We start from the raw sequence: 26262 nt of genomic DNA on the forward strand, positions 1-26262 counted from the left end.
CTTTATATATTCCTATAAAAGAGCATATTAGATTAACAGTAAAGCAATAAATTACGCTGTAAACTTATATAGTTAATAAATAATAGGAGGCCTATATGGCAAAGGTAAAAAATTTGAGTAAAAATCAATTAAATAAACTACATAAAGGAATATTAGCTGCTATAGGAAGTAGGACTAATATAGAACAACCAATTGCTGTTAATGAGGTTAAAAAAAAGGTGCCTTTCCCTAGTGATGGACGTAACAAGACAATCAACTCGGGAAAAGGACTTGATTATGTTTATGGCAAAAGACCTTTAAATAGTCAAGCAGATTATCCTGAAGGTTTAAATCCATTTGATTCAAGTTTGCAAAAAAGAAAACTAAGTACAAGAGAAAGTGAGTGGTTGAACTACTTAAAAGGCATAATTGTAGCGGCAAATAGCCCACAGGAAATGAAGGAAGTTGTGGACAAAGCAATAGTAACTGGGATGAAAATGAATGGATGTTATGAAGAAGGTTGGAGTTTTGCTGAGTATGTGGTATTGGGAATGCACTTGCATAAATTCAAACAAGCTGATCAGGAGGAGGTAATAAGTCAATTGATGCTGAATGGTGCAAAATTTCATGATACTTTACTACAGAATAAACTGATAAGTGAAGCTTGTAACAAACTGCAACGAGAGATTCAACCTTACGTGGATGAACGACTTGAAGGACGGAGAAAAGCTGGTGAAAATGCCGTTCAAGTGGGAGGGGGAAGTGTAATAGATGTGGAAATAGATAATAAAACATCTCTTATAGAATTTTCTCCGGATAGCACAGTAGAGGTTGCAAAAGCACTTGTAGGAACAGATCCAAATAAAGGGCTAGGAAGTCATATAATGAAAATGGGTGACGGTGAAGTAGAAATTAAAAATGAAGAAGGAGGTAAAAGAAACTATGTTGATATATTAGGTGGATTCGAGATCGGATTTCCTACAAGCATTGGTAGGCTAAGGATTGCAGTGTACAATGATGTAAGTCAGGTACAAGTGAGAGTATTGGATAGGGAAATGTTGCTTGCACTACAAACAAAAGGCGAAGAGATAGGGAAAGATTGTCTATTTGGCGGAATGAAAATCGAAGAAGCAGTGAAAAGGGGAAGTTTCTCTAGAAGCGGCTTTTTGAGTGAAAGGAATACCGAAAGTGAATTATTGTCTTCGTCATCTTGGGTAGATCGAGTAAGTAGAGGTAGTGAAGAAACCTTTAAAGCACGTTAGACTAACTGGAGGAGAAAGTTTTTTCTTCTCCACCAATTTATAAAGTTGGGTTAGGTTGTGGAAAATTTCACAGTAAAGTTGAGCTATAACAAAAAATCCTGTAATAGTATATTTTTCTGTGGAAGAAAGTGACCGCCCTTTTTGATTATGAAGTAGGACAAAGAGTAAGGGGTTGTAGATTAGCAAAGGGGTATACTCAGAAGGAGTTGGCGGAGAAAATCGGTGTAAAATACTGGGTAATACTACACTATGAAAAAGGGAAACGTAAAATTTCAATCAAAAGGTTATATAGCATTGCAGAGGTGTTATCAGTGAGCATTATGGATCTTGTTCCTGAACATACAATAATATCAGATGAAAAAAGTTGTCTTGAAGGAGAAGAGGTATTAGATCTAGTAGAAAAATATGAGAAAGTTGAGAATCAAGAATTACGTAATGTAGTTTATTCATTAATCAAATCTGCCCAAGCTAGCAAAGAGAGCATTAGAAAAGTGGCAAGAATAGAGGTGGCAAAGAATTTAGCTGAAGTAGGGATCTCTGCTGAAATAATTTCCCAAGCAACAGGCTTAGCTGTTAACGAATATAATAATGAAGAGGAAAAAACTGATTCTGTAGACTACAGGATAGGACAAAGGATAAAAAAGCTAAGGCTGATGAGAAAATATACTCAGGAGGACTTAGCAAATAAAATTGGCACAACACCTCAGAAAATACACGACTACGAACAAGGAAAGATAGCTATTCCAGTTGAAAGATTATATAAGATAACAGAGGCATTATCAGTTAACATAGCAGTTTTACTGTTAGGAAAAATAGAAGAAGTTGAGGCAAAAGATGAACTGCGCGGCTTAATAGAGGAATACAAGGAAATTGATGATCAAGAATTACGCAACGAACTTTATGAGATGATCAAATCCTTGTCTGAAGGTATGCAGATTATTGAGAAAAAGGTTAAGAAGGAGGAAAAAACCGAAATTGCAAGTAATCTAATTAGATTAGGAATTTCTATTGATATTGTCTCACAAGCAATTATATGAAAAGTTTATTTAATACCCACAAACACTTTCAAGTATATTTTATAGGTAAGATATGTTTATTTCTACAAGAAAAGCGGCTATTAGAGGCTACTATAAACCAGAGTATATAGACTCTATCAACTATAAAGTAGGGCAAGAAATCAAGATTTGCAGGTTAAAACAAGAATATACTACGATAGATTTAGCAAATAAAATTGGCGTAACACCTCAGGAAATACATGACCTTGAACAAGGGTACAATTCCATTTCAATTAAAATATTATATAAAATAGCGGAAGCATTATCAGTTAATGCTGGAGATCTCCTACCTGAACCAAAAGTACTAAATGAAGACTGTTACTTTGAAGGTGAGGCAGAAAGAATATTAAGCTTGATGAGAATATATGAAAAAATTGAGGATCAGGAATTACGTAAAGCAATTTGCTCATTAATTGAATTTGCCAAGGTTTACAAAGAAAGCAGCAGAAAAGAAGTGATAGAGGAAGTGTCAAGTAATCTAGTTAAAGAGGATATCTCTGTTAGTATTATCTTGCAGGCAACGGACCTACCTACTTGCAATAAGAAAGTTCTTATTGATTCTATAGACTATACAATAGGACAGAGGATAGAAATCATACAGTTGATACGTGGTTATACACAAGAAGATTTAGCGAATAAAATAGGTGTAACACGTCAGGAAATACACGACTATGAGCAAGGGTACGTTGAAATTCCACTTAATAAATTATATGAAATAGCAAAGGCTTTATCAGTGAAAGTAAGGGTTTTACTACCTGAAAAGATAAAAAAAGATGAGAGTAATAAAGCAGAGAGATTGGGCACATTGGTTAAAACTCTGTCTAAAAGTATGAAGGTTATTAAGGAAAAGGTTAAAAGAGCAGAGAAAATCAAGATTGGGAAAAATCTAGTTAAAGCAGGTGTTGCGATTGATATTATCTTGCGAGTAACTGGCCTAACTGCCGATGAGTTGAGTGATTCTGCAAAAATGAATTGACTTAATTAAGAACTGAGAAATCTTATATTAAGATATAAGTAAAAGTAATTATATATTTAGTAATTCTATTTACCATCTCTAAAAATTTGCTTAGATTCTCCTTGTTTGGCTGATTCAACTGAAATATTTTCCAATTTCAGCTAAAGTTTTAGATTTTTCCCTGCGTTGTTTGATAACTTTCTTTAACGTCTTCACAGCTATAAAATTGATACTGAAAACACAAGCAGAAGTATGCTGGCAGAGGAGCTATCGGCAAAATTGCTATAATAGTGCCAGATGTAAGTAAAAACGCTAACTTTTTGCTTCCTATTATCTTGTTTTTCCTGGTCTTTATTGGGTTTAATTTTTCTTTCAGTTTTGTAAAGCCATTTTTGAATATGTTTCCCCTTTTTGAATTCTTCTCTGCAGGCTTAATTTTTAAACTCTTTATTTTTTCTTTTGCCCATTTATTACTTTTTTTAATGTTTTCTACTTTAGAAACTTTAACCTTATTCTTCCATGAAACCATATTTAGGGGTTGTTCTACATTATATGGCAATTTCGGTTTAGCTTCTTAACCCTTAGTGTGTTTTTTGAATGAAACTATATTCTTAAAACTCTTTTTCGTTTTTTTATATAATTTCTTTATCTTGCTTGGCATTTGTACCTAAATCAAGATACGATATTACAGAATTTATCCACCAGTTCCTGATTATCCTCTATCATTGCATTTGCCTCTTGCTGAAGAGATTTGATATTTTTGAGTGTAATATTGTCCATCTCAGTCGATGCTACTTTCAATTGCGATTGTATTCTTATATATTTATCGTCTATTACTTGTTCTAGTTGATAATCAACGCAATCCAATCCAGAAGCAAACATCACATTCAGTAGTGGCTTGATCCACCCTATTTTGCCAAATTTCCTTGAGTTAGCATACTTTATACTTCTATCTGTTCCACCAGTGCCTATTGATAGCAGTATAATCTCATCATTTGGAAATAACCTCTTACCACTTGCATATGCACAAGCCGCTGGATTATTGGCAAACACTCCACCATCTATCAATACTCTCTCTGTTTGGCTAATTTTCAGACGTTTTGGTGTGAAGTACGTTGGAGCAGCTGTTGTAGCTCTGAGTGCATCTTTCAACTTAATGTTTTTTTCTTTCCAACTTTTGAAGAAAAATTCACAACTATTGTGAATGTCATAACTGGTGAGTAGTAGATTACTCGCAACATCGGCCATAGTACTTTCACCAAAGTATTTGTTGAGAATAAATTCCATATTTCTATATGAGTACTGAGAACCACTCAGCCAAGAAGCAATTGATTTTCTCCAAAATGATGATTGAAAGATATATGCTCCATACTCTTGGTAAAGTTCAACCAAATCATTGGCAGAGTATTGAAGTTTATTGCTTTTACAAAGTCCAGCAACAATAATCCCACCGGTTGAGGTTCCTGCCATTAAATCAAAAATCTGGGAAATTGGCTTTTTTGTCCTATATTCAATTTCTGCTAGAATAATGGCAGGTATTATCCCTCTAATGCCACCTCCATCTACAGATAAAATGTACTTTGTCACTGTAAAATTTATTTGTGTTTGTGAATAGCTTCAAGTTCGTTGACTTCTTCAGTGAGGTTTTTCACTCTCTCTTCAAGTCGATAGACTATTTCGATTAGTTCTTGGTTTTTTTCTATAAATTTATCATGGATGTGTACACGTAAGTCAAGTTTTGCCAACCACCATATGAATCCTACAGTCTGTAGAACTATTGTTATTATTACCGCTATTGGGATTTTTTGCTTTTTCATGTGAAAATATTAACTTGTTATGGATAGTTTTGGAAATTTATATGCAGATTATAGAAAACTTACAGCTTTAGTGATTACTTTTTGTTGATTCGTATCGGTCCTCTGCTTCTGCAAGTAGCTTTATTATTTGATCATAGGGCTTGTCTTTATTGTGTCTTGACCTTAGTGCGGCAATTCCTCTTGGTGTCTTTCCGTTATTATCTATGATATTAGGGTTTGCTCCTTTCTCTAATAAAAACTCGATAACCTCTAAGTTTCCCGAGTGTGTAGCATTATGTAGTGCTGTACTTCCATACTTACTAGTAACATGTATATTTGCTTCTTTATCCACTAAAAATCTTACAACTTTTAGACATCCTGAATTTGATGCATAGCCAAGAGGTGTTAAACCAGAAGACCCTATTTCATCAACATATACTACATTTTTTCCTACCAAAAGCTCAATAACCTCATAACTGCAGCTTTCAGCCGCTGTCTGTAATATTTTCCTATAATAGGAGTTAGCTCTAGATTTTTGATAGCAATATGTAATAACAATACATACCATTAATATTATAAACCATACAAAATGTATTTTTTCTTTTTCATTACATTTCAGTTGACTCATATTCAGTAGTTTCTTTACATTGAACAGACTATATACTTATTTTTCCTTAACATCGTTTTCATTTACTTAAAGATGCTGATAATATGGTAAAATAACCTGAGCTATTTAAAGTATGCTCCGCTCTATTAATTATCCATTCACCATCCACCGCTTGATTAAAACCTATAAGACTAAGTTTAGCTTCTGCGAATAACTCCGGATTACCAGGCATAGTTATATCTAAAGTTTCATTGTTACGCTTCAATTGTTTTAATTTGGCATTTGCTGCACTTAGTGCTGACTCTGCATTTGAGTAAAGTTCCAGCATAATATAACTTGGTTCACTGCTACCAACTGTTTCTTTAATAGTTTCGCCCTTTTCATAGCTATGCCACTTTGCCACTACTGAATTATACTTATCACGTACGGTAAAATGCACTTTCCAATTAATTGTGTCTTGAGGTCTAATATTCGTTGTTCCTAAAGCTTTTCCTGTGGCTGATTTTGCCATGTTTTTTGAAATAAATAATATATACCCACCAGCTAATTTTGCCATTGCTTCGTTTTCTATTGCTATTTTAGTTAACAAGCTGATATCACTTTCATCTATTTGGTTGATGTGGGGTATCAATATATCCTTAAATTCCTCAGCGACTTTGTATCCATATCCATGTTTTTGAGCTATTTCTTTTACTAAGTTTTCTATGGTAATTTGGTGCCATTCTTTTGATACTTTTGCCTTCAAAGATATTCTTAAATTTGTTGCATGAGCTTTTATTAGTAGGGTCTTAGGTGGGCCTTGTATCGTAACTTCATTGACTGTATATACACCCATTGGAAAGATTCCCGTTTCCTTATAACCTAGTGCTATGTTCAATTCATTTGGAACTTCTACATTTTCATTGCCATAATCAACACATACCTCTGCGATATCATCTATAGTACCAGATTCATCAGTAAGATACACCGATATTACATGATCTTTTATTCCTTCGATGCTAAATTCAGGTTTCATTTATTCCCACACTTTTAACTTCGATTTTTTCAACTGCTCTTGTATTGTAGGTAACTTGATTTTTAATCCTGCAGGCAAAAAACTTCCATAATCTGCAAGTCCAGGATTTTCTTCCAATACTATTTCTACTGCTCCAGAGCTATGTCCATAGTGTTTAAAGCATATATAATCCAACATTTCATTTTCTTGTGCTATATAATGTACTGTCATACATAACGCCTTAAACTTAAGCTAAATTCAACCTTTTTTGCTAATCCACAGGGAAAATACGACGTTTGCTTTTCTTCTAATCGTGTAATTACAAACTGCCCTAAAACATTACCCGTATTATCCACTAAAGGATAGGATACTTGATTTTCTATTGATTCCTTTAAATTTTTTAGTTGGTTTAAGCCATTAGAGTTATTAAGATAAATGACTCCTTCTAAATCTATATTTTCTACTCCCTGGCCAATATTTTGCAACAATGGAGCTTTGTGAATACACTCTATGGTATTCCAACGATTCTCTTTACTGCACCTTAACCCTGTTGGAGAAATTTTATATGGACCAAGTGAAAACATTAGTAAATAGGTTCTATTGAATCAAATAAAACATCTCGCGATTTTTCTCTTATTCTTTTTATTACTGTATCAGCAAGACTACGTACATCTTGGTTAGGTTCTGCTTTAATACTTATATTAAATGTAAAAGTTTGATTGAAAATTTTTTGTTCACACTTTTCACAGTCTTTTAAAACTTTCTCTGAATTATCTGCTACAGAACCTTTTTCTGTAATCACGCTAGCACTTTCAATATTCGTTCTACTATTCGAAATTCCACTAAAAGCATTATTATTTAATAAAGGATTTCCTTTACTAAAAACATTTCTATTTTCACTAGTTGCACTGCCTATTTTTGCTTCTACTGTTTTCTCTAATGCTTTTATTGGATTATCATTAAACAATTTTCCTATACCAATCCAATTTTCTATAGGTTTTGTAATTGATTTCCAGATACTTGAGAAAAAGTCCTTTACCTTTTGCCAATTAGCGATTACAAGTGCTGCACCAACTGATAGTCCAGCAATAGCAGCTCCTATAGGATTGGTTAGCGTTAAAGCTTTCAGTCCCATGATTACTGCTGGAATTACTCGAGCTGATAACGAAGTTAATACTGGCAAAAGTGTTCCCTGCAAAATAGCATTAAAAGTTAATAGTCCACCTCCAGCCAATGCAAATGCATAACCAAAACCTACCACTGCAATCTTGCCAATAATAAGAGCTGAAATTATGCTCATAACTCCTGTAGTCAAAATTGGACACTTCTCTGCGAACCAAGCTATACCTGTAGATATAGACCTCAAAATCTTACTTATCCAATTTAAAGGCGGTAGCATAACTGACCCTAAGTTCATTCCTAGCTCTGCTATTGTATTTTTAAGTAGCTGCAAATTATTTGCTGTAGTACTTGCACGGTTATTAAATTCCTTTTGCGTAGATTTGTTATACTTTTCTTTATCAGCCACAAAATCTATTGCTTTTTTATATTCTTCCAAACTTCCAACTATTAATGCAATATCATCTTGATATTCTTGACCAAAGAGATTTAGAAGGATTTGTGAACGTTCCTGTCTATCTACTTTTTCTAGAGTTTCAAAAAAATAAAGTAGAGCGTTTTGCCCGTTTTCAGCAACCTTTTGTGACATTTCCTCTGCAGTGATACCTATCGATTCCAATGCTGCTTTGAACTCTTTTCCTTGCCCTTCAGCAGTTTGAAGTTTAGAAAGCAGAGCATTGACAGCAGTTGCTACTTTTTCAGGTTGTTTACCTAAACTAACGAAGGCATTTACTAAACTACTTGTCTGATTAATATCTAAACCAAATTGTTTTGCATTACCACCCACTCTAGCAAGTGCTTCAATCATATCGTTTGCCTTAGCTGCAGTATTATCTGATAGGTAATTTATAACATCACCAACTCCTTCCATCTTCTCTACTGCAATTCCATAAATGTTAGCGAGTTTAGCTATGGAATCACCAGCTTGTTCGGCAGACATATCAAATGCTGTGGCCATTTTAGCTACTGTTGTGGTAAATTCAAGTAGCTTACCTTTGTTGATACCAAGCTGTCCACCACTTGCAGCTATTTGTGCTAACTCTGCAGCTGCTAATGGTATTTCACGGGATAATTTCTTCAATTTTTGAGCAAATTCTTCAGCTTCGTTTGTACCAGAAGTAAAGTCTACGACCTTTTTAATATCAGCCATGGCACTTTCAAAGTCAATCGCAACTTTAATTGGAGCTGCAAGTGAAAGACCTAGTCCTATAGTCTCCATTGCTTGTGATCTATAATGCGCTTTTTTTGCCAAAGCATTTTGCTGTTTTTGTATTACAGATCCTAATTTACTGTATTTTCCTTTTAGTACTTCAATAGATGAACCAAGTTTAGTTTGATCTCTCACTAAAGATTTGATATCCTTTCCACTTTTCCTGATTTCTTCATTTAATGTGTGAAGAGCATCTCTCTTTTTGATATAAGCCTCTTTTGCTTTTGATGCTGATGCTTTCAATTTTTCAAATTCATTTCTCAGTGCTTTGCTTGGCTCTTTTTTTTCCTTCTTCTCTTTAGCAATTGCTGCGGCTGATTCTTTTGCTTTCTTCTCCGCTTCCTTCCAATTCTTCATAGCTTCAAGGGCATCATGATTTAGTTGCTTAAATTTGGAAACCGATTTCATTGACGAATCAAGCTGCTTTATACTATCACCCAACTTAGAAAGCTTTGCTGCACTACCTGTCATTGCACTATTAAAACTGCCATCTAACGTTGCACCGATCTTTATTGAAAGCATTGACATTTTTTTGTTACTCCTTCACTTACTTCTAACCACTTTAGAAACTCTTTTATACTCATATTAATAATTTGCTCAATTCCACTTCCTGTTGTTGAGCTAAGTTTTAAAATATTGAATCTTAACTCCTCTGTTCCAGAGGCGACAAAAAATCTTTTAGTACCTTTTGTATTTCTACATAATCTTTAATACATAAATCTTCAACTACTTCTTTTGGCACAGATGCTAGATTAGCAATTAAAGCTACCTCTTTCAAAGCTTCGCCTTCTATGCGTTCTATAGCAAGTAAATCTCTTACTTTAGGTTCACGCATCGATAACTCTGAGACAGAAATTCCATCAACTGTAATTGGGTTGTTTAGTGTTATAGTGTGCATTATTGCCTCCTTAAAATAAAATTTCGAAATCTTTTCAGATGCCTAAAACCATTTGTAGCAAGGCCATTTGATCAACACCATTTATCTTTCTTATCATATTTTCAGCATCGATCTCTATCAGCTCATTGCCACCTATCGTAAGTTTATAATAATGAGCAGCTACAGTACATTTCAGCGTTGCTTTCTCAGCAGGTTTCCAGTTACCAAAATCAAATTCTTTAAAAATGCCTCTTAAATTGATTATTACTGCTCCAATATCATTACTTCCACTACCTTGCATTCCACCTCTGAGCGTCAAAGATACCGAATTTCCATTTATCAACCCAAATAGCCGAAAAAGCTCTGTATCGTATTCAGAAAAAGTGAAATCTGCTTCAAGCTTTTCCATGCCCATATCAATATTTATTGGAATATCCATACCACCAGCTCTGTACTCTTCGGTTTTTATGGTAAGCTTCGGCAAGGTTATTTCATCTATTTTTCCTGCATAACCCCGGCCATCAACAAATACGTTAAAATTTCTCAGTATTTTCGGTAACACTTTACTTTCTCCTAACTTATTACACTATTATTTACAAGATGAGACCTGAATATTATTTGCTCAGCCGGATATGGTGGTGTAAATTCGAAATCAAAATATACTTTCCCGCTTGCAATATTTGTTGGTGTATTGAGCTCTGGAGTTGCATAACATTTTCCGCTAATAATCGCTCCTTGTACTTTTAAATTGGCCAAATAAGAATTCACCCCCTCAATCACATCATCTATATAAGTTTTGGTGATATTGCGATCAACTGCCCATAAATGAGCTCGAAGTAGACTATCATTGATTAAATCTGCAGTGCGCCTCACTGATAGAAAAGCCCATTTCGAGTCATTTGAACATGTTCTATTGCCCCAAAGCCTATAGCCATTTTGATGAATTACCGTTGTTACTTCATTTTCATTTAAGTGGTTTGCTCTACAATTTGCATAACCTAAGCTAAAATCAATAGGCCTGCTTGTTCCAACAATACCATTTATCTCTTTATTTGAAGGTGAATGCCAAAATCCTTGTTCGCTATCTACTTTTGCTATTAAACCAGCTACAAATGGGCTTGCTGGCAAGATTTTTTCTTTTCCTTCAATAAATAACTTAATCCATGGGTCAACTACGTAAACTCTTGAGCTGCCTACACTTTTTCTCCATTTTATTGCTTCTTCATCATTAGTATTTGGTCCATCTGCAACAATAATTGCTCTTAATTTTTCTGCTATGGAAATTAAAGCACTCACTACTGGATTTACTCCATCTATTTCAGGTAACTGATGAGTAAACTGAGGTGCAATTAATATTCTTGGAGCAATATGAACTATGCTTTCACTACTGAGGAATGTCTCTATCCCTTGATACTCTCCAGTCTCTTTATCAACACCGCCAATTATATTTTGGATAGTTTCACTTTCTTTGAGCTTTGAATCGCTGTTTTCACTTTCTTTAACTCGAATAACTACTACTGTTGCACCAATCTGGGAAAATATTCCGTTTGTTGCAGAAGGTAAACTGCCACTCTTTCCAAGTCTTGCTGCTTCCTTTAAGCTTCCTGCAATTAACACTGGTTTATTTAGCGGAAACTTTTGCTCATCAGCTTCAGGTGCAGTACCAATTACACCTATCACTGATGATTTAGCTGTGCGTACTATCTTGGCCCCTGAGGTTACCTCAATAACATTTACGCCATGTAAAAATTCTTCAGCCATTTCTTTGTATTTTTTTCCTGAAATCATCGAGCAAAGTCCTTAGCTCACTTTCGCTTTTGGCTTCTTCAATCTTTCTCTTGGCTAAATCTTCAAGCTCTTCACATTTCATTATTTCTTTTACTGCTTTTTTTACTTTTTCCTCAATTATTCTTGCCATTTCAATAACTGTAATACCACGTACTTTTGCTAATGGCTCTATAATTTCTGCATCTTTTTCATTCATAGATTCTGGTGCTGCTAGAATGCTTTTTGCAGCTTGCGCTTGAATCTCATAAGATTTAGCTTTTTGGTGAGAATGTCCTGCGTATTGGTGAGTATGATTATCATAATGAAAACGCATACTATTAAGTACAGAAAACTTCGCATTTTGCAATAACTCCAATTCAATATCTTCTTGATTCCGCTGAGCAATTTCTCCTCCTTCAGTTAAACAATAGCTTTTTTGCCAATCAAAGTTCTCTGGCGCTTCATACCAATCATTTCCAGTTGGCTTACTTTCAAGCGTTGTTGTTTCTACTTGTTTATAATTTTCAAAACGAATATAAATAGGCATTCTTTTTCTCTCCGTTAATTCCAAATTTTGTAGGTTTCATCCAATCCTGGACATTGCCAAGCCCTGAGCGTCCTTTCCACATCTACCTCAAGTCCTGTGGTGAGAAAATTGCTACGTATGTTATAAATCCCCCACTGAATAAATTGACCATAGTTGTGTACATAATTTGATGCAAGCATACCTTGACTAACTTGTGTTCTGGAATACAGATAAGATGATGTGTAAAGTAATATTGCAACTGTTTTTCCTGCTGGAATCTCCACATTACCAGATCCGGCTAACTTGCTATCAGAACTCATGTATTGGTAAACATTTTTCCATACTATTTTTGAAATACTTGATTTATTAGAATTAGTGTTATCAGGAGTTCCCACAAATAATCCTGCTCCCCCATACTCCGTACTCGAATACGATGATCCAACAAATTCCATTGTCTTATTTATGTTCACATTGGTTGTATTTTTTACAAATACTACTCCAAGTGCAGCATACGGGTAATAGTATATCTCATCATAACTACCAGAAAAACTTTTTGTGCATAACTCTCCGTAAATAAATGTTCCTTTACTTCCCTCTATAAAACTTAGTTGTCTTGGCCGATAAAAACTAACGTAATCTGTATTGTACGTATGGCTACCTGCTAGTAGTTGTAACATATAGTCAGTTTTTGTTATATCACTACTCCACTTTCCAAGCTCTGTCGTAAAAGTTCCGTGGCCAAAATAATTATTTTTTCTGCCAAGTACACCAAATAAGAAAGGTAATGACCCTGGTTCAACCATGTTGCGCTTTCTTATTTCATTTATAAGAGACACTTTTAACTGTTCATCCCGAGTTTTTACCTCATTTATCAGGGATGTTTTTAATTGGTTATCACGAGTTTCTATTTCCCCAATAATTGATGAGCCAGATGGTACATTATTAACAGCACGAAAATCTTCTACTAAACCTTTAAGACCATCTTTATGACTATTACTAATGCTATTTATTGCTGCAATATTGGCATTCTTTCTCGTATCAAGTAGCGATAAATTTGTTGTTCCTTTTTCATCAATTCTCTTTAATAACTGCTTCTCTGATTCAGAGATCACTGCTAAAGAACTAGCTTTTTTATTATCCAGATCAGTTAAGTGTTTTTTTGCACTATCAAGAAGTTCTTTTAGCTTACCATCAGTCATCTGTACAATTTCAGAAACTGCACTTTTGTCGACTATTGATTCCAATGCTTTAGCAAGATATGCTAATTGATCTGGTGTACTGTTTGCTGCTAAATCCTTAAGCCTCTTTTGTAGTGCATCAATTATCTCTTTTACCTCAGTCATCTGCACAATGTCAGCAATAGCTTTTTTATCTGCTATCAATTCCAGCGATTTTGCAAGATATGCCAGTTGATCTGGTGTACTGTTTGCTGCTAAATCCTTTATCCTTTGGTATATTGCTTCTTTCATTTCCAAAAATTTAAAAAAGTCTCAAAATTAAACCGCTCAAAATTACTCTTAAGTTGATTATGCTCATCTTCTCTTTCGGTAATATCTTCATCTATTTTCTTAATTGTGGTACGGATACGAACAACATCTTGCACAGCAATGTTTTCTGGATGAGGCAAAGAGTATCCTCTACTTGTTTTATCATCTGACATTCTGCTAAGTGATAATGATTCGTAGATTTTTGACTTTTGGACGATAGACAACCGTTCCACTTAAAACCAATTTTATCCTTGTATCATTACCATTAAAATTTGATAGCACATGAGTTCTCTCTACCAAATTTTCTCCAATTGGTTTTCCTGATGTTAAATTTACTAATTGCCAATCCACGTTTTTTTGTACATATGCTTTAACATCTGCAGTGCCAGGTATCAGCGCATCATATGTTATGGTAATCTTAGTGTTAGCTCCTGCTGTAATGCTTCTTGTAACATAATCTCCGAACTCTGAAAGATTACCCAGAACTAGCTGTAACCCAGGATAGAGAACAGGACTTTTTTCTCGCCCTCCTTTTAGGCTTGCTTTTACCGTTAATTCCCCATTTATTCTTTCACGCAGCGCGAGCGGCAAATTATCAGACAAAAAGTTTTCTCTTCCCTCTTCATCTGTCAGAATAAATTCTACATTGGTATCAAATGCTACTTTTTCGACGTTCGTCAAAACAATTAAATCTGATACATTATTTACAGTAACTTTGCCCAGGTCAACAACATAAGAAACTTCACTAAATTTTGCAGCTAGTAGTCGAAACGTTAAATCTAAATTTTGATGTGGAGTCCAAGTGCTTGCATTGCTAGATGACAGTAATACTCCTACTTGATATGGTTGACTTGTTACCCAACGGCTATTTACTGCATCATACTTGCCAAGCTCTGCTATTTTTACTGCAGTATCTGCATCATCAGTAAGTAGTACTATCGCATACTCCTCTCCTGCATGGCAAAACATTGGTGACCATTCTATACGTGTTGCTGTGCCATCTATCTTTATATCTTTTGGCTCAATATAACTTTCAGCAATGACAGTCTGCGAGGGCATTCCCACTGCTGTTTCTCTAATCTGCACAACAACACGTTTTTTGCCTTTATTTATAAACCATAACTCTAGACCTCCTATGTGTCTGCTCTCATTTAAAGTAAATGTTTGCGCTAAAGGATCAACTCTTCTTGCTGCGATAACTCTTCTTCTCTCTTCTATGGTAATAGTTTTTTTACCAGTGTACGTTGCTTCTCCATAGCTTCCTTTATCACCATAAAACTGTACTAATTTAGTACCTGCTGGAATATTTGCTGGGATTTTTATTTTTCCACTTATTTGTCCTTGATTGTTAACTATTAACATATTTTTATGCTATAGGTTGAATAATTATTCCGTCAAATTTTATCTCTTTAAGCTTCTCACTTGGCTCAAAACCTTCAATTTCAAAATTCTGTACTGCTTCTCTCATAAATTCAGTTTCGTATGAGGTACTTGACAGCAGCTCTGTTGTTTCTTTAACATTAAATACTCTGGTTACTGGACTTTTCCAATTCGTGGTAACCTCTGTCCAGTGGTCAATGTTTTTATTTAGAGTAATTTGTGCCGGAACTGGATCAAAAGCTTGATATGGATTGATCTTTTCTCCTTTAGTCTGTAAAAGCTGCTCCAGTACCGGTTCAAGTTTATAAGGTAAAAGATAAGGTTCTTTACCTCTTTCAACATCAATAATTTCCACATCTATAGGTAAAATTAATTCTTTGTTTACTATTGCTGCAGACTGCGAAATTCCTTGATCACGCATATCATCATCAAAGAATGGGTCAACAAATACTCCTTTTTTGGTGGTAGGTTCTCTTGAATTTGCATCACTGCGTAGACGTTCCTGTGCAACAAGAGCATAAAGATCATTTATTCCTTTTTTCATTGCTTCAAGCTCATTCATCGGTACAGCATGAATAGCATTATTCACTATTTTTACCCCTTCGCCTTTTTTCCACGTCTGATGAATGTAGCAGAGCAAAAGCTGTTCAGAAGGAGCTTTAGGCATTGATGGTCTCCAAGGGTGAGCTATACCTTTTATTCTCCTTACCACCCCTTTGCTATCGATAGTAATTAAATCAAAGCGTGGCATTTTCCAGGTGTAATCAACCAGAACCAAGCTGTTATCAACTGCTCCTTTTACTTTACATCCCTCTTCACTTATATCTTCAGGACTTACATGAGTGCGACAGCGGTAAGTTATTTGATAACTACTTCCAGGAGCTGGTTCTTTGCCGGGTAATGACCAATCAATATTTCCTGCGTTTAGTTTATAATCTACACTATTTTCATAAATAACATTACCTTGTTTAATTTGAATAATTTCAAGTACTGCAGAGTCAGGTATTGGATCAACAGCTCCTGAATATGAACCATGAGTAATGGTAATGGTTTTTTGAACAGTTATATCTACTTTTTTAATTTCACTTATTGGAAAATCATTAACCTTCAGTTCCATTACTCTTTGGCTATTTGGCTGAAAAGTATGTGGTTCTGATTCAACTGATTTTATATTCGGATCTTCATCAAAAGAAACACGAATACTGTGAGGAAGTTCAATCTCATAGCCATCAACATGAGCTTTGCCCTCATTAATCACAAATATTTTTTTTCCTCCTTCTCCCTCTTCCTTTTGCAGGAACATTACTTCAAGACCATTTACGACGTAGGAACCATTTGCTTCTTTGTCATAACGAGCAAGAGCAGTAGTTACTATGTTTGCTTGTGGAGGTGGTGAATGTTCTATTAATACTCCATTTTCAATGTTATAGATTGGATAAAACTCTCCTTCAGAAAAACGTGGAGAAAGACCTTCTGCTTGATAACCCCAAATGGTGGAAACTTTAAGCCTTGCAGCTCCTACTTCCTGATAATTTCTTGTACCAATAGCAGGATCACGAAGGTTTTCATCCTCAAGTTCTGTAATCGTAGATTCTAGATAATAAACACCTATGCGAACTGTGGTACTCAGTGGAATAACAAATTCTTCTTTTTCAACTTTTCTAACTGCACCGCGCAGATAGATTTTTCCTCCCTCAAGTGTAACTTTACCAGTTTCTCTATCTATAATACAATTGCTTCCTGTTATAACATCACCATCACGAAATATTGCATCGCCTATGCCTTTAATCTTAGAGAGAGCATACTCCTGAGTCTCGTTTAGTTCTGCAGACTGTAGACCTCTTCCTGCTAGAAACAAGCTTTTTTCGTATTCTTTGTCAGGATTAAAGCGGTTATAATAGGCGTTTAAAGTCATTTAATGCTAGAAAAATTCAAAAAGTTACAACAAATGAAAAAGTTTCCCGAGTTGCAGCAGTTCTGATAAGTGGTACGGTATGTTCCAAAATCAATAAAATCCCATGTTCTTCTATATCTTGAGGTTCAAAATATCTCTGTCCTTCAGGTAATTCTTCTTTTATTTTAGTACCAACCATAACCCCTAGCTCTCTGATTACTTGATTTGCTGCATCCGTGAAATCGAAAGTAAATTTGAGATAGAGATTATTAGTTGGTACATTTGAGGGCCTAAACCTTCCAGATGGAGTTATAAGTTCACCGTTTTCATCACCTGTGCAGAATAGCACTTCGTCTGCAGTACGTCTGCCAAGTTCATTGAGCAGTTTTTCAGAAGTTATCAGCTCTGGTGGTGTGCTTTCACTATACTCTACAGTAACTTTATCACTTACTGGAATAGAGCTATTTTCCGTACGTTTTATTACATCAGTACTGCCATTAACTGTATAGTCAATACTTGGCTGATAAGTTGTTTGCCCTGTAACAACCTTCACATCTTTAATAGGTTGATGATCAAATTTTATTTCACCCTTAACGAAAGTTTTTTCTACTTTATGGCTACTTTTCCAACTTGAATCACCTGTTCCCCAAGCAAGATGGATAGATTGCTTTTTTATGCTGGCTGCTATTGCTGCTCTTCCTGACTGTGTGAGAATTGACATTTTTAATTAAGCCTCATATATTATATATGTACGATGACTTCAAAATTCGTCCGCAAAAATCAAAATATTTTTTTATATCAGAAAAATTTTTTAGGAGAATAGCTCAGCTCCACAGCTAAACTTTCCAACACCGCGAGCAAATGGTCCGCTAGGAATGTCAAGCCATTTATCTTCTTTTGAACCAGTAGCCATTCCCTTAACCAACTTCCGTGCTTGTAACAGCTCTTGAACTATACGCTCCATTCTATCTCTTCCTATACTGTGAAACTCCTCAGGTAGTCTATGCCGCTGTTTATACACTCCTGTACTTCCTGTATGGGTAAATGGATGTCCAGAAATTGCTGCTCGTGTAATTGCAGTTATAAGATGCTGCTTTGAATCTTTTTCGTTCATATTTTTTATTCTTAATCTTTCAGTTATGTCCTCTAACAATCCTGTTTCTTCATTTCTTAAATAAGTGCGTAAAGTGCGATCAGCCAAACCGTTTGCTTTAACAATTGCTCCATAAAATAATGCGTTCTGTCTTACAGATTCTCCTATTGATTTAAAAATTGTCGTTTTAGCTGCATCTTCCACAGACCAAAAAGCGTATGAACACCTAACACCATTAACAAGAGCAGATGTACCTCTAATGGCATCACGTGCTTGCTCAACAGTCGATATAGGTTTTTCACTTTTTGGCTTTCTCATATGATGGGCAGTAATTATTGATGCTCCAGTGCTACCTGCTAAATCAGATAATAAAGACATCAAATAATCGCCTACGGCTGGGTCAGTATTTAAATCAGCATGCACGAATGATGCAAGTGGATCAAATACGATTAATTTTAAGTCTTTTATTTTATTAAGTTGTTTTGTTATCGATTCAAATTCAGGAGAAGTCTCTATAACTTTACCTGAAACACTCTTTATGATTGTAAGTGATCCACTAACATTTGGTAATGGTACAATAAAGAGCCTATCCTTATATTTTAATCTCTCGCATTGTGAGTCAAGACGCTCTAAACGACGATGTATTTCACTCATATCATCTTCTGCAGAGAATATTACAACAGATCCATGTTCAGTAACTAAAGGACCAAAACCACATGGCTGATCTTTTCTACTCGCAACTTTCAGTGCTAAATCAAGCAGAAGCATACCTTTACCAGTATCTCCCATTGCAGCTAGAATAGATGTCACTCCTAAAGGAAATAACCCTTCAACAAGAAACTTTTGCTCTGGTACTGGACCTATAAAACGTTCCACACTCCATTCTTGAATATTAAGAAATTGCTTAACGATGATTTTTTTCGAGTTATTTTCAATGAATTCAGGAATATTCATCTTTTCTTCTATACCATCAGCTGAATCCCATCCTTTTGGTTTATTCTCCGGTATTTCAAGAAGAGTAAGTGATAAAACACCAAGAAAAGTAAGCTTTTTCACCACTTTCTCAGCATATTGTTTACCTGGCTCATCATTGTCTGGCCAAATAATAACATGCTTACCCTTAAGTGGTGACCAGTCTGTTTTTTTTATTGGTGCATTTGCTCCTAACATTGCAGTTGTGGCAGTCATACCTTTCTCTATCAGAGCATCTGCACACTTTTCACCTTCAACTAAAATCACCTTATCAGATTTCACGATACCTGGAATATTATATAAAGGCCTGGTCTCTGGTAGAGTAAAACTAGACCTTTTTACATCAAAAGGAAGATATCTTTTTCCTGAATCAGTGTTATAACGATAAACTGTAACAATCACTTGATCACTTTCATCGTAATAGTTCCATGATGCCGTTGGTTGCCCCAGAGTGTTATTTTTTTCCGAATAACCAATCCACTTAGCAATATCTTCTATCGTATCAGTAAATTGATTTTTTCCAGTAACAGCAGCCCAAAGATCAAAAATATCTCCTCCTTCTTCGGTAGAAAAATCATGCCATAATCCGGCTTTACTGCCATTTAACTCCACTATCATACTTTGTCCTTTATTGCCTTGTAGATCACCTACATAGAACTTATCACCACGAAAAGTTCCTCTTGGCAGTAAATAAGAAAGACATGACCTTATATTTGATAGGAGTTGAGTTCTTAATTGTTCTTTCTTCCCTAATAATTTATAATGTCCATTTCTTTGTGAACAATAAATATCCATACCTACCTGAAGAATTTTTATGTTCTAGCTATAACGTTAGCAGTTTTCCAACATCCATTAATCTTATTGATGAATTTTGTTGGTATAGATCTACCGTTTCTAAGTTCATATACTACTTGTAAGATATTTGTACGTTTATTGGGTTGAAATATTACTATTCCAGATGTATAAAAACTTCTTAAAGCGTTAGCACCAACGAGAGCTTGAAATGGATTCTTTTCCAATGTAGAGGTAGATACTTTTTTGGTGTGATTTATGATGATTATTCCAGCCATAGGATTAATCTTGGAACGTAGTTTTTCTATTGCATGCTGCAGACCATAGTTAACGGAATTATAAGGAGAATCAATCACAACTAAATCAAACTTTTCCTCTACCATATTTTTTATTTTTTCTATACCTTCTTCATTTAAGGTCAAATTCATCTTGTTCGTCACAACTAAGTTTTCTGTTGCTAAATGAGGAAGTTTGTTGAGTTGTTGTATACGTTCTCTAATGTAATCATATTCCATTTCGTTTTGTAGATAGAATATTTTTAGTGGTCTTGTAGGCTTCATGCCAAGAAATGATCTTCCTGCTGCCAGATGTACTAATAGAGAAAGAAGAAAATGACTTTTGCCAATCTTTGGAGTACCACCTATGACCAAAAGACCACCTGGTGTCAAAATTCTTGGGCCTATTATATCTTTTGGCATTGGTGATTTATCGTTTAAGTAATGGTTTACAGAAAATGCTTTTTCTTCGTTTTGTTTTTCTTGTAATATGGAACTTCTTTCATCTTTACCGTTCAACCATGTTTCAGCAGAATCTATATTACCTTTAACTAAAGTCCAAAGGTCTATTATATTTCCTTTCTTTTCTTCGATCAGGTTGTACCAATTTCCTGCATTTTCTCCTTCCATTTCAACTATTATCTTATTTCCATTTCTACTGCCAATATAGAATTTATCTTGGTAAGATTTGCCTTCAGGTAACAAATAAGATAAACAATCTTTGATGTTATTAATTAATAATGATTTTATTTTCAAAGCATTTTTAGATGAAAAATCCATAAAATTCTCCTTGTTTATTCCAAATTTGTTCAACATATTTTTTAGACGTTTAAAGTCAAGATTAGCCAGCTCACAAACAGTTTCAAAAGATCGTGAGCGAATCCATTGACAAGCCTCTTTTTTAAGTTTAGGGTTTTTTCCTGCTGCATCCTGAATAGCTCTAGTAATAACAGCAGCCCACAACTTTCCTTCGTCATACTTCAAAATGGCAACCAATCATCTTGAAAACTTTTTTGTAATTCTGGAGTAATAACTGTAGTAATCCTATTTCTATCTCCGTATGTATTATTAGTTTCAACGCCTACTTTTACTGTAAACTCTAAATCGTTGAAATCAGCTATAGAGTTTATTCTTCTAGCGGTAACTGCTTTCTCTGAAGTGTCATTTGCATGAATATTTCTGGATGATTCCAAAATACTACGCAGCATAGAACGTCCAGATTCTCCCCAGATGTCTTCTTCACCTTCTGCTTTGCCATTTTTGATACCTATAATCTGAAAAATCTTGCGTTTTGCATATGGGCCTTCAGTGACGGTAAATTCTACATTTAAATAGATACTGCCAGTAGTGTAGTTTTTAGTGAACCAATTTTCATAACCTCCAGGCTTTATTGCCATTTTTACCTTGACTATTGTACCTTTCGGTATTAAACTGCTCCGCAGTTTTGCATTATTAAAATCAGTTAAAAAATCTTGTAGCATACGCTCTCCTATAAGTTGACTTTAAAGTGAAAGTTAGCTATTCCATTAGCTGCCAATGACCATTTATCTTATCGACAAGTTTGTTTGGCACACGTTCACCATTGCGAAGCTCAAATACTATCTGGCGTGCACTGCTTTCTTCATCATGAGCAAACATCACCATACCAGTACTGTAAAATCCACGTAAAGATCCAGCACCACTTAGGCCTTGAAATGGATCTTCTTCGAGCATCTTTTTCGATAATTTTTTTGTATGATGAGTGAGTACAATACAAGCATCTGGATTGACAGCACTGCGTAGCTTCTCAAGAGTCTTTTGCAGAAAGAACAGCATAGCACTATTATCATTTTCATTCCCATATTCACTGCTAAAGATGTTACGTAATGGATCTATGGCCAAAACATCAGGTTTAAAGCGTTCATTTACAATCTCCTTAATTTCACTTATTTCATCATGATTAAATGATAAGTGCACTTTTGGCGTAATGATTAAGTTGTTAGCAGCTACATTCAAAAGTTCATTATCAAGTTGTTGCAAACGTTCTTTCATATATTCATATTCAATTTCAGTTTGCATGTAGAAAATTTTCAAAGGTCTACTTGGTGTCATACCGAGAAATGATCTACCAGCGGCCATGTGGACAAGCCAAGAGATCAAAAAGTCACTCTTGCCGATTTTAGGTGGGCCACCCAGTACCAATAAGCCTCTTTTTGTTAAAATTCTTGGTGAGATTATATCTTCTGGTATTGGCGATTGATCATCCAAGTATTCTTTCACACTGAAAAAAGGAATTTTTTGACCAATAGTTAAAAAGTTTTGTAGCATATAATAACCTCCTATATGTTGTGCGTGATAGGTTGAATTGCAAAAGCTTTGGTTTTAATCTTTGTAAGAAGTTTTCCTAGATGCGGTTCTTCAACCATATTCAGGCATCCACTTCGATCTTTAGCAGGATATCCCCAAGAATTAATTGTCTGACAGACAAATGAACGAACCTCTGTACCATCATCTTTCTTGATTCCAACCATACTGATTACTTCGTCAACTATCCCAGGAATTTCACTTGCAGTTTTAGCTCCTTCACATTGAGGTAGCCAAGTTGAGCGATTGAAATCATCAAGGTATTGCCCAAGAGTTCCAACTGTAATGATGTCTTTATTTGGAATATGTTGAAACTGATTGAGCCAAGCCATCATCTCTTGAGCAAGTAACCCGTAAGCAGCTCTCATATCTTGTTTTCCTGATCTTTCAGAAAAAGCTTCAGGTTGCATTTTTGACCATAAAAGACATAAACGCGAGGCTACTGTAATACTATCGATAAAAACACATCGATACTTGAGAAACTCTGAAGCAAGCTCTTTGTATTTACTGGATACATGCTCATAGTGTCTTTGGCTATACGCTGAGTCAGATTTTAACGCAGGATTAGGACCACCTATGAGACATGCAATATCTCTTGCCTCATTCCAAGTACGAATACTTACAGAATTCCCTTGCCAATCTTGAACAGCAAGTAAACCTGCCTCAAAATCAAGACAAAGCGTTGGTTCATTTATGGTCTTTAAGAGACTAGTTTTACCTATACCATAAGGACCAAAGATGACCATTTTTATACCTGTTTGAACTTTTAGCCGTTCATTGCTGTTCATTATTTTCATTTTTCTCCCAGTACCTAAATATATATGTACGATGACCTAGGCAATTCGTCCGCAATTTGCAAAAAAAAATTTTGAGCAAATATAATCGAGAGCTTATAACTTACTCTAAAACTGAGAATTTATCGCGTATTCGTTCTAGTGTGCGATAGATAGTTGTCTTTGGTATTTTGGTTATTATAGAAACTTCAGTAATAGTAAATACCTTAAGTAATTGACATAAATTACTATCTTTTTCAGACAAAGTTGAAATTATATTATTTATATCAGTGCGAATTATCGCTTCGATTTCCGAGTTCCTATGATCTGGAATATCGTCGTTTATGTCATCAAAAGTTATATTACGTTTTAGACACAACTGATTGCGTAACATATTGCGAGCACAATAATTAGCTAATCTAGCAACGAAAGTACTAAAACTACTTCTTTTCTCATCGTGCTGGTTCAGATATTGCCAAACCTGACAAAAAAGCTCTTGTTCTATATCTTCGAGACTTTCGTTAATAAAACAGCTTTTGGATTTAAGGCGCGAAGCTTGAAATCTCACATGTTTAACAATTGTAGAATCGATTCCTTGATAAGAATTCTTCATAAAAACTCCAAAAGTTTCATGAATAGAGATTTTTACCAAGACTTTGTATGACTAATTTATTATAAAAAAGTAGTAATAATTTTTTTATCTAAAAGAATAAAATCTTTAAAAATTAAAATAAGATTTAAACGTTTTGATACACTACTGAAGCTACTTTTTCATAGGTAAAAAACTACCAATTTCGTACCTAATTTCTGAGTTACTAATTAGTATTTCAGAAAGCAGTGATCGTTAAGTTATTGATAATATTGTCTTTTTTATGTTCTATTCCTAAAAGCCGTTTCTAAAGTTAAGTGGCTAAAATCGGCCAGTGAAGAGGATTTACGGATTACTGAAGTCTTATATATATTATATATATATTTAAATACAGGTAAAATATAATATATGATAATATAATAATATAAATATTGGCGTAATATAAGTTATGTAAAATAGTTATTAAGATAAGTAAAGATGAAAAAAACTCAAATGGCAGGATATGAAATTTTTTTTAATTTTTTTTCAAAATTGCGGACGAATTTGCGAGTCATCGTACATATATATTATACAGGGCATTGAACTTTAATTACACAAAGGAGTTTTTGTACGTCAATCTTAACGCTAGATCTCGGCAAGCAAACCGGCTGGGCAATTCTAACAGATGGAGTAATTGAAAGTGGAAGCAAAAGCTTTCATGGTAGCCGTTTCAGTGGAGGTGGAATGTGTTTTTTAAGTTTTCACAATTGGCTTAATTCTTTGAAACATGAGTTCACTGCAGTGTATTTTGAGGAAGTAAGAAGACATCTAGGAACTGATGCAGCGCATTGCTATGGCGGTTTTCTCGCAGTTCTGTCTGCTTGGTGTGAAGAAAACAATATTCCCTACCAAGGTGTTAATGTTAAAACTATAAAACGCTTTATAACAGGCAAAGGCAATGCAAGTAAGAGTGAAGTTATTGAAGCGATACGTGAAAAAAGTTTTTCACCTAGAGATGATAATGAGGCCGATGCTTTGGCATTAATGTTCTATATTAGTAAAGATATTAATAAGACAAAAAACCCATAAAAAGTGGGTCCTTTCGGCCATAATGGCGGGTTTGGTGGGTTCGACCCCAGGCCTTCTCTAGCGTCAGATATATTTTAAATATTAACTTTTTAATTATTAAGATATGAATTTAGCAATCCACTACTATCCTACTCGAAACCTAGTTGAATATGAGCGTAACCCACGTAAAAATGACGATGTGGTCAACAGAATGTGTGCTTCTATTCGAGAATTTGGCTTTCGTATACCAATAGTTGCAAAAAGTGATGGCACTGTGGTTGATGGTCATTTAAGACTTAAAGCAGCAAGAAAACTTGGTATGGAAAGTATACCAGTGGTCTTAAGTGATAATTTAAATGAACCACAAACTAAAGCTTTTCGATTACTGGCAAATCAATCAGCTAATTGGGCAAAGTGGGATGATGAGCTTTTGAAAGTAGAAATTCAAGAGTTAGAAGATTTACAGTTTGATCTTAAAATGACTGGATTTGAATTAGAAAAAGTTCAACATTTCCTTGATGATTTAGATAGTGAAAAAGAAGATTTTTCTGACTTGGTTGGTGATGACAAAAAGGTAGAAATAACAAAACCAGGTGATCTATGGATTTTAGGTGATCATCGAATCTATTGTGGTGATAGCTCTGTAGTTGAATCATATAAAGCGCTGTTAGATGATAAAATGGCAGACATTACTGTTTGTGATCCTCCATATAACGTTGATTATGGTAGCAGTCAAGAAAGAGAGGATAAAAAGATACTAAACGATAATCAAGGTGAAAAGTATGAGCTTTTTCTCTATGATATTTGTACTCATATTTTAGCATATACTAAAGGTGCAATTTACATCTGTGCATCATCATCAGAGTTTTCAACGTTGCAAAAAGCATTTGAGGAAGCGGGAGGAAAATGGTCAACTTTTATCATTTGGGCGAAGAATCACTTTACGCTAGGAAGATCAGATTATCAAAGACAATACGAAGCAATGCTTTATGGATGGAAAAGCGGCAATAAACGTGAGTGGCATGGCGGTAGAAATCAAAGTGATCTGTGGTTTTATGATAAGCCAATACATAACTCACTGCACCCAACAATGAAGCCAGTAGAGCTAATGGAGAGAGCAATAGTAAACAGCAGCAGATCAGGAGACATAGTACTTGATCCATTTAGCGGTTCTGGAAGTACACTGATTGCATGTGAGAGAACAGGAAGAATTTGTAGGACAATAGAGCTAGATTCAAAATTTGTAGATGTAACCATAAAACGTTGGCAAGTGTACACAGGTAGGGAAGCAATTCTTTTTGGTACTGGTAAAACTTTTGCAGAGATTCAAGAAGAAAAACAGTAAGAAAAAAGTGGAAAAGATAACGCAAACAGAAATTTAGTAAGCCTTGGTAGTTGTAATATTAATTTACTGGTATATACCGTATTTTAATGAGTTTAGCGTAACAAATAACTTTGGATTAAATGTGG

General features: G+C 34.9%; 28 protein-coding genes. 5 read left to right on the forward strand and 23 right to left on the reverse strand.

What is annotated here, in order from left to right; genetic code table 11:
- Positions 1–95 precede the first annotated feature (95 nt).
- From AACH21_RS03305 to AACH21_RS03315, 3 genes are all read left to right on the forward strand, one after another.
- Entirely contained in the window at positions 96–1241 is a 1146-nt protein-coding gene (locus tag AACH21_RS03305) for a hypothetical protein (protein WP_338482763.1), read from the forward strand.
- Between the two features lie 128 nt (positions 1242–1369).
- Positions 1370–2278 carry a helix-turn-helix domain-containing protein gene (locus tag AACH21_RS03310; RefSeq protein ID WP_141456737.1) on the forward strand — a complete coding sequence of 303 codons (909 nt, stop codon included), beginning with the start codon at positions 1370–1372 and terminating at the stop codon, positions 2276–2278.
- A 52-nt stretch (positions 2279–2330) separates the two neighbouring features.
- Positions 2331–3272 carry a helix-turn-helix domain-containing protein gene (locus AACH21_RS03315; protein ID WP_141456738.1) on the forward strand — a complete coding sequence of 314 codons (942 nt, stop codon included), beginning with the start codon at positions 2331–2333 and terminating at the stop codon, positions 3270–3272.
- Between the two features lie 148 nt (positions 3273–3420).
- Here the strand turns inward: AACH21_RS03315 and AACH21_RS03320 are convergent, their stop codons facing one another.
- The 23 genes from AACH21_RS03320 to AACH21_RS03430 all read right to left on the reverse strand — a co-directional run bounded on the left by AACH21_RS03320 (position 3421) and on the right by AACH21_RS03430 (position 23769).
- A complete protein-coding gene (locus AACH21_RS03320; RefSeq protein ID WP_338482765.1) occupies positions 3421–3810 on the reverse strand; it encodes a hypothetical protein in 390 nt (129 codons plus the stop codon).
- A gap of 113 nt (positions 3811–3923) precedes the next feature.
- Positions 3924–4838 carry a patatin-like phospholipase family protein gene (locus AACH21_RS03325; protein ID WP_141456740.1) on the reverse strand — a complete coding sequence of 305 codons (915 nt, stop codon included), beginning with the start codon at positions 4836–4838 and terminating at the stop codon, positions 3924–3926.
- Positions 4839–4846: 8 nt separating this feature from the next.
- Positions 4847–5068: a hypothetical protein gene (locus AACH21_RS03330; RefSeq protein ID WP_019236453.1), complete on the reverse strand. Its 222-nt coding sequence runs from the start codon at positions 5066–5068 to the stop codon at positions 4847–4849.
- Positions 5069–5135: 67 nt separating this feature from the next.
- Positions 5136–5675, reverse strand: coding sequence for an ankyrin repeat domain-containing protein (locus AACH21_RS03335; protein WP_264705697.1), 540 nt, complete (start codon positions 5673–5675; stop codon positions 5136–5138).
- A 58-nt stretch (positions 5676–5733) separates the two neighbouring features.
- Positions 5734–6669 (reverse strand): contractile injection system protein, VgrG/Pvc8 family, encoded by a 936-nt coding sequence (locus AACH21_RS03340; RefSeq protein WP_338482767.1) that lies wholly within the window; start codon positions 6667–6669, stop codon positions 5734–5736.
- Positions 6670–6879, reverse strand: coding sequence for a tail protein X (locus AACH21_RS03345; protein ID WP_264685702.1), 210 nt, complete (start codon positions 6877–6879; stop codon positions 6670–6672).
- On the reverse strand, positions 6876–7232 hold the full coding sequence (locus tag AACH21_RS03350) for a phage tail protein (RefSeq protein ID WP_236514916.1): 357 nt from the start codon (positions 7230–7232) through the stop codon (positions 6876–6878). The genes AACH21_RS03345 and AACH21_RS03350 overlap by 4 nt, the downstream gene beginning before the upstream one ends.
- Positions 7232–9505 carry a phage tail tape measure protein gene (locus AACH21_RS03355; RefSeq protein ID WP_338482770.1) on the reverse strand — a complete coding sequence of 758 codons (2274 nt, stop codon included), beginning with the start codon at positions 9503–9505 and terminating at the stop codon, positions 7232–7234. The genes AACH21_RS03350 and AACH21_RS03355 overlap by 1 nt, the downstream gene beginning before the upstream one ends.
- A 115-nt stretch (positions 9506–9620) precedes the next feature.
- Positions 9621–9875 (reverse strand): phage tail assembly protein, encoded by a 255-nt coding sequence (locus AACH21_RS03360; RefSeq protein ID WP_264705694.1) that lies wholly within the window; start codon positions 9873–9875, stop codon positions 9621–9623.
- A gap of 34 nt (positions 9876–9909) precedes the next feature.
- A complete protein-coding gene (locus tag AACH21_RS03365; protein WP_338482772.1) occupies positions 9910–10416 on the reverse strand; it encodes a phage major tail tube protein in 507 nt (168 codons plus the stop codon).
- An 11-nt stretch (positions 10417–10427) separates the two neighbouring features.
- Positions 10428–11615, reverse strand: coding sequence for a phage tail sheath subtilisin-like domain-containing protein (locus tag AACH21_RS03370; RefSeq protein WP_338482774.1), 1188 nt, complete (start codon positions 11613–11615; stop codon positions 10428–10430).
- Positions 11608–12168 (reverse strand): hypothetical protein, encoded by a 561-nt coding sequence (locus AACH21_RS03375; protein ID WP_338482776.1) that lies wholly within the window; start codon positions 12166–12168, stop codon positions 11608–11610. The genes AACH21_RS03370 and AACH21_RS03375 overlap by 8 nt, the downstream gene beginning before the upstream one ends.
- A gap of 14 nt (positions 12169–12182) precedes the next feature.
- Entirely contained in the window at positions 12183–13616 is a 1434-nt protein-coding gene (locus AACH21_RS03380; protein ID WP_338482778.1) for a hypothetical protein, read from the reverse strand.
- A complete protein-coding gene (locus tag AACH21_RS03385; RefSeq protein WP_015589010.1) occupies positions 13613–13807 on the reverse strand; it encodes a hypothetical protein in 195 nt (64 codons plus the stop codon). The genes AACH21_RS03380 and AACH21_RS03385 overlap by 4 nt, the downstream gene beginning before the upstream one ends.
- A 4-nt stretch (positions 13808–13811) precedes the next feature.
- Positions 13812–14996, reverse strand: coding sequence for a hypothetical protein (locus tag AACH21_RS03390; protein ID WP_338482779.1), 1185 nt, complete (start codon positions 14994–14996; stop codon positions 13812–13814).
- A gap of 4 nt (positions 14997–15000) precedes the next feature.
- Positions 15001–16929 carry a DUF4815 domain-containing protein gene (locus AACH21_RS03395; protein WP_338482780.1) on the reverse strand — a complete coding sequence of 643 codons (1929 nt, stop codon included), beginning with the start codon at positions 16927–16929 and terminating at the stop codon, positions 15001–15003.
- Between the two features lie 16 nt (positions 16930–16945).
- Positions 16946–17629 (reverse strand): hypothetical protein, encoded by a 684-nt coding sequence (locus AACH21_RS03400; RefSeq protein ID WP_208571553.1) that lies wholly within the window; start codon positions 17627–17629, stop codon positions 16946–16948.
- Between the two features lie 90 nt (positions 17630–17719).
- On the reverse strand, positions 17720–19768 hold the full coding sequence (locus tag AACH21_RS03405) for an AAA family ATPase (protein WP_338482781.1): 2049 nt from the start codon (positions 19766–19768) through the stop codon (positions 17720–17722).
- Between the two features lie 17 nt (positions 19769–19785).
- Positions 19786–21024 (reverse strand): AAA family ATPase, encoded by a 1239-nt coding sequence (locus tag AACH21_RS03410; protein WP_182160173.1) that lies wholly within the window; start codon positions 21022–21024, stop codon positions 19786–19788.
- Positions 21021–21521 carry a hypothetical protein gene (locus tag AACH21_RS03415; protein WP_338482782.1) on the reverse strand — a complete coding sequence of 167 codons (501 nt, stop codon included), beginning with the start codon at positions 21519–21521 and terminating at the stop codon, positions 21021–21023. Before AACH21_RS03415 ends, AACH21_RS03410 begins: the two co-directional genes overlap by 4 nt.
- A gap of 37 nt (positions 21522–21558) precedes the next feature.
- Positions 21559–22347 carry an AAA family ATPase gene (locus AACH21_RS03420; RefSeq protein ID WP_338482784.1) on the reverse strand — a complete coding sequence of 263 codons (789 nt, stop codon included), beginning with the start codon at positions 22345–22347 and terminating at the stop codon, positions 21559–21561.
- Positions 22348–22358: 11 nt separating this feature from the next.
- Complete coding sequence (locus AACH21_RS03425) at positions 22359–23180, reverse strand: ATP-binding protein (RefSeq protein ID WP_338482786.1); 822 nt, start codon at positions 23178–23180, stop codon at positions 22359–22361.
- Between the two features lie 100 nt (positions 23181–23280).
- Entirely contained in the window at positions 23281–23769 is a 489-nt protein-coding gene (locus AACH21_RS03430; RefSeq protein WP_174515994.1) for a sigma-70 family RNA polymerase sigma factor, read from the reverse strand.
- A 591-nt stretch (positions 23770–24360) separates the two neighbouring features.
- Between AACH21_RS03430 and AACH21_RS03435 the strand changes: the two genes are divergently transcribed.
- The gene (locus AACH21_RS03435) at positions 24361–24813 is read left to right on the forward strand and encodes a crossover junction endodeoxyribonuclease RuvC (RefSeq protein ID WP_226079873.1); all 453 of its coding nucleotides are present in this window, start codon (positions 24361–24363) and stop codon (positions 24811–24813) included.
- A gap of 103 nt (positions 24814–24916) precedes the next feature.
- Positions 24917–26137 (forward strand): DNA modification methylase, encoded by a 1221-nt coding sequence (locus AACH21_RS03440; RefSeq protein ID WP_338482789.1) that lies wholly within the window; start codon positions 24917–24919, stop codon positions 26135–26137.
- Positions 26138–26262 lie beyond the last annotated feature (125 nt).

Source organism: Wolbachia endosymbiont (group A) of Ophion costatus, from assembly GCF_963969245.1.
GTDB lineage: Bacteria > Pseudomonadota > Alphaproteobacteria > Rickettsiales > Anaplasmataceae > Wolbachia > Wolbachia pipientis.

Excerpts from the sequence above, each read along its gene's own strand:
- AACH21_RS03305 (WP_338482763.1), top strand. The coding sequence starts at position 96 with ATGGCAAAGGTAAAAAATTTGAGTAAAAATCAATTAAATAAACTACAT.
- AACH21_RS03315 (WP_141456738.1), top strand. The coding sequence starts at position 2,331 with ATGTTTATTTCTACAAGAAAAGCGGCTATTAGAGGCTACTATAAACCA.
- AACH21_RS03330 (WP_019236453.1), bottom strand. The coding sequence starts at position 5,068 with ATGAAAAAGCAAAAAATCCCAATAGCGGTAATAATAACAATAGTTCTA.
- AACH21_RS03335 (WP_264705697.1), bottom strand. The coding sequence starts at position 5,675 with ATGAGTCAACTGAAATGTAATGAAAAAGAAAAAATACATTTTGTATGG.
- AACH21_RS03340 (WP_338482767.1), bottom strand. The coding sequence starts at position 6,669 with ATGAAACCTGAATTTAGCATCGAAGGAATAAAAGATCATGTAATATCG.
- AACH21_RS03345 (WP_264685702.1), bottom strand. The coding sequence starts at position 6,879 with ATGACAGTACATTATATAGCACAAGAAAATGAAATGTTGGATTATATA.
- AACH21_RS03350 (WP_236514916.1), bottom strand. The coding sequence starts at position 7,232 with ATGTTTTCACTTGGTCCATATAAAATTTCTCCAACAGGGTTAAGGTGC.
- AACH21_RS03355 (WP_338482770.1), bottom strand. The coding sequence starts at position 9,505 with ATGTCAATGCTTTCAATAAAGATCGGTGCAACGTTAGATGGCAGTTTT.
- AACH21_RS03360 (WP_264705694.1), bottom strand. The coding sequence starts at position 9,875 with ATGCACACTATAACACTAAACAACCCAATTACAGTTGATGGAATTTCT.
- AACH21_RS03370 (WP_338482774.1), bottom strand. The coding sequence starts at position 11,615 with ATGGCTGAAGAATTTTTACATGGCGTAAATGTTATTGAGGTAACCTCA.
- AACH21_RS03375 (WP_338482776.1), bottom strand. The coding sequence starts at position 12,168 with ATGCCTATTTATATTCGTTTTGAAAATTATAAACAAGTAGAAACAACA.
- AACH21_RS03380 (WP_338482778.1), bottom strand. The coding sequence starts at position 13,616 with ATGAAAGAAGCAATATACCAAAGGATAAAGGATTTAGCAGCAAACAGT.
- AACH21_RS03385 (WP_015589010.1), bottom strand. The coding sequence starts at position 13,807 with ATGTCAGATGATAAAACAAGTAGAGGATACTCTTTGCCTCATCCAGAA.
- AACH21_RS03390 (WP_338482779.1), bottom strand. The coding sequence starts at position 14,996 with ATGTTAATAGTTAACAATCAAGGACAAATAAGTGGAAAAATAAAAATC.
- AACH21_RS03395 (WP_338482780.1), bottom strand. The coding sequence starts at position 16,929 with ATGACTTTAAACGCCTATTATAACCGCTTTAATCCTGACAAAGAATAC.
- AACH21_RS03400 (WP_208571553.1), bottom strand. The coding sequence starts at position 17,629 with ATGTCAATTCTCACACAGTCAGGAAGAGCAGCAATAGCAGCCAGCATA.
- AACH21_RS03405 (WP_338482781.1), bottom strand. The coding sequence starts at position 19,768 with ATGGATATTTATTGTTCACAAAGAAATGGACATTATAAATTATTAGGG.
- AACH21_RS03415 (WP_338482782.1), bottom strand. The coding sequence starts at position 21,521 with ATGCTACAAGATTTTTTAACTGATTTTAATAATGCAAAACTGCGGAGC.
- AACH21_RS03420 (WP_338482784.1), bottom strand. The coding sequence starts at position 22,347 with ATGCTACAAAACTTTTTAACTATTGGTCAAAAAATTCCTTTTTTCAGT.
- AACH21_RS03425 (WP_338482786.1), bottom strand. The coding sequence starts at position 23,180 with ATGAAAATAATGAACAGCAATGAACGGCTAAAAGTTCAAACAGGTATA.
- AACH21_RS03430 (WP_174515994.1), bottom strand. The coding sequence starts at position 23,769 with ATGAAGAATTCTTATCAAGGAATCGATTCTACAATTGTTAAACATGTG.
- AACH21_RS03440 (WP_338482789.1), top strand. The coding sequence starts at position 24,917 with ATGAATTTAGCAATCCACTACTATCCTACTCGAAACCTAGTTGAATAT.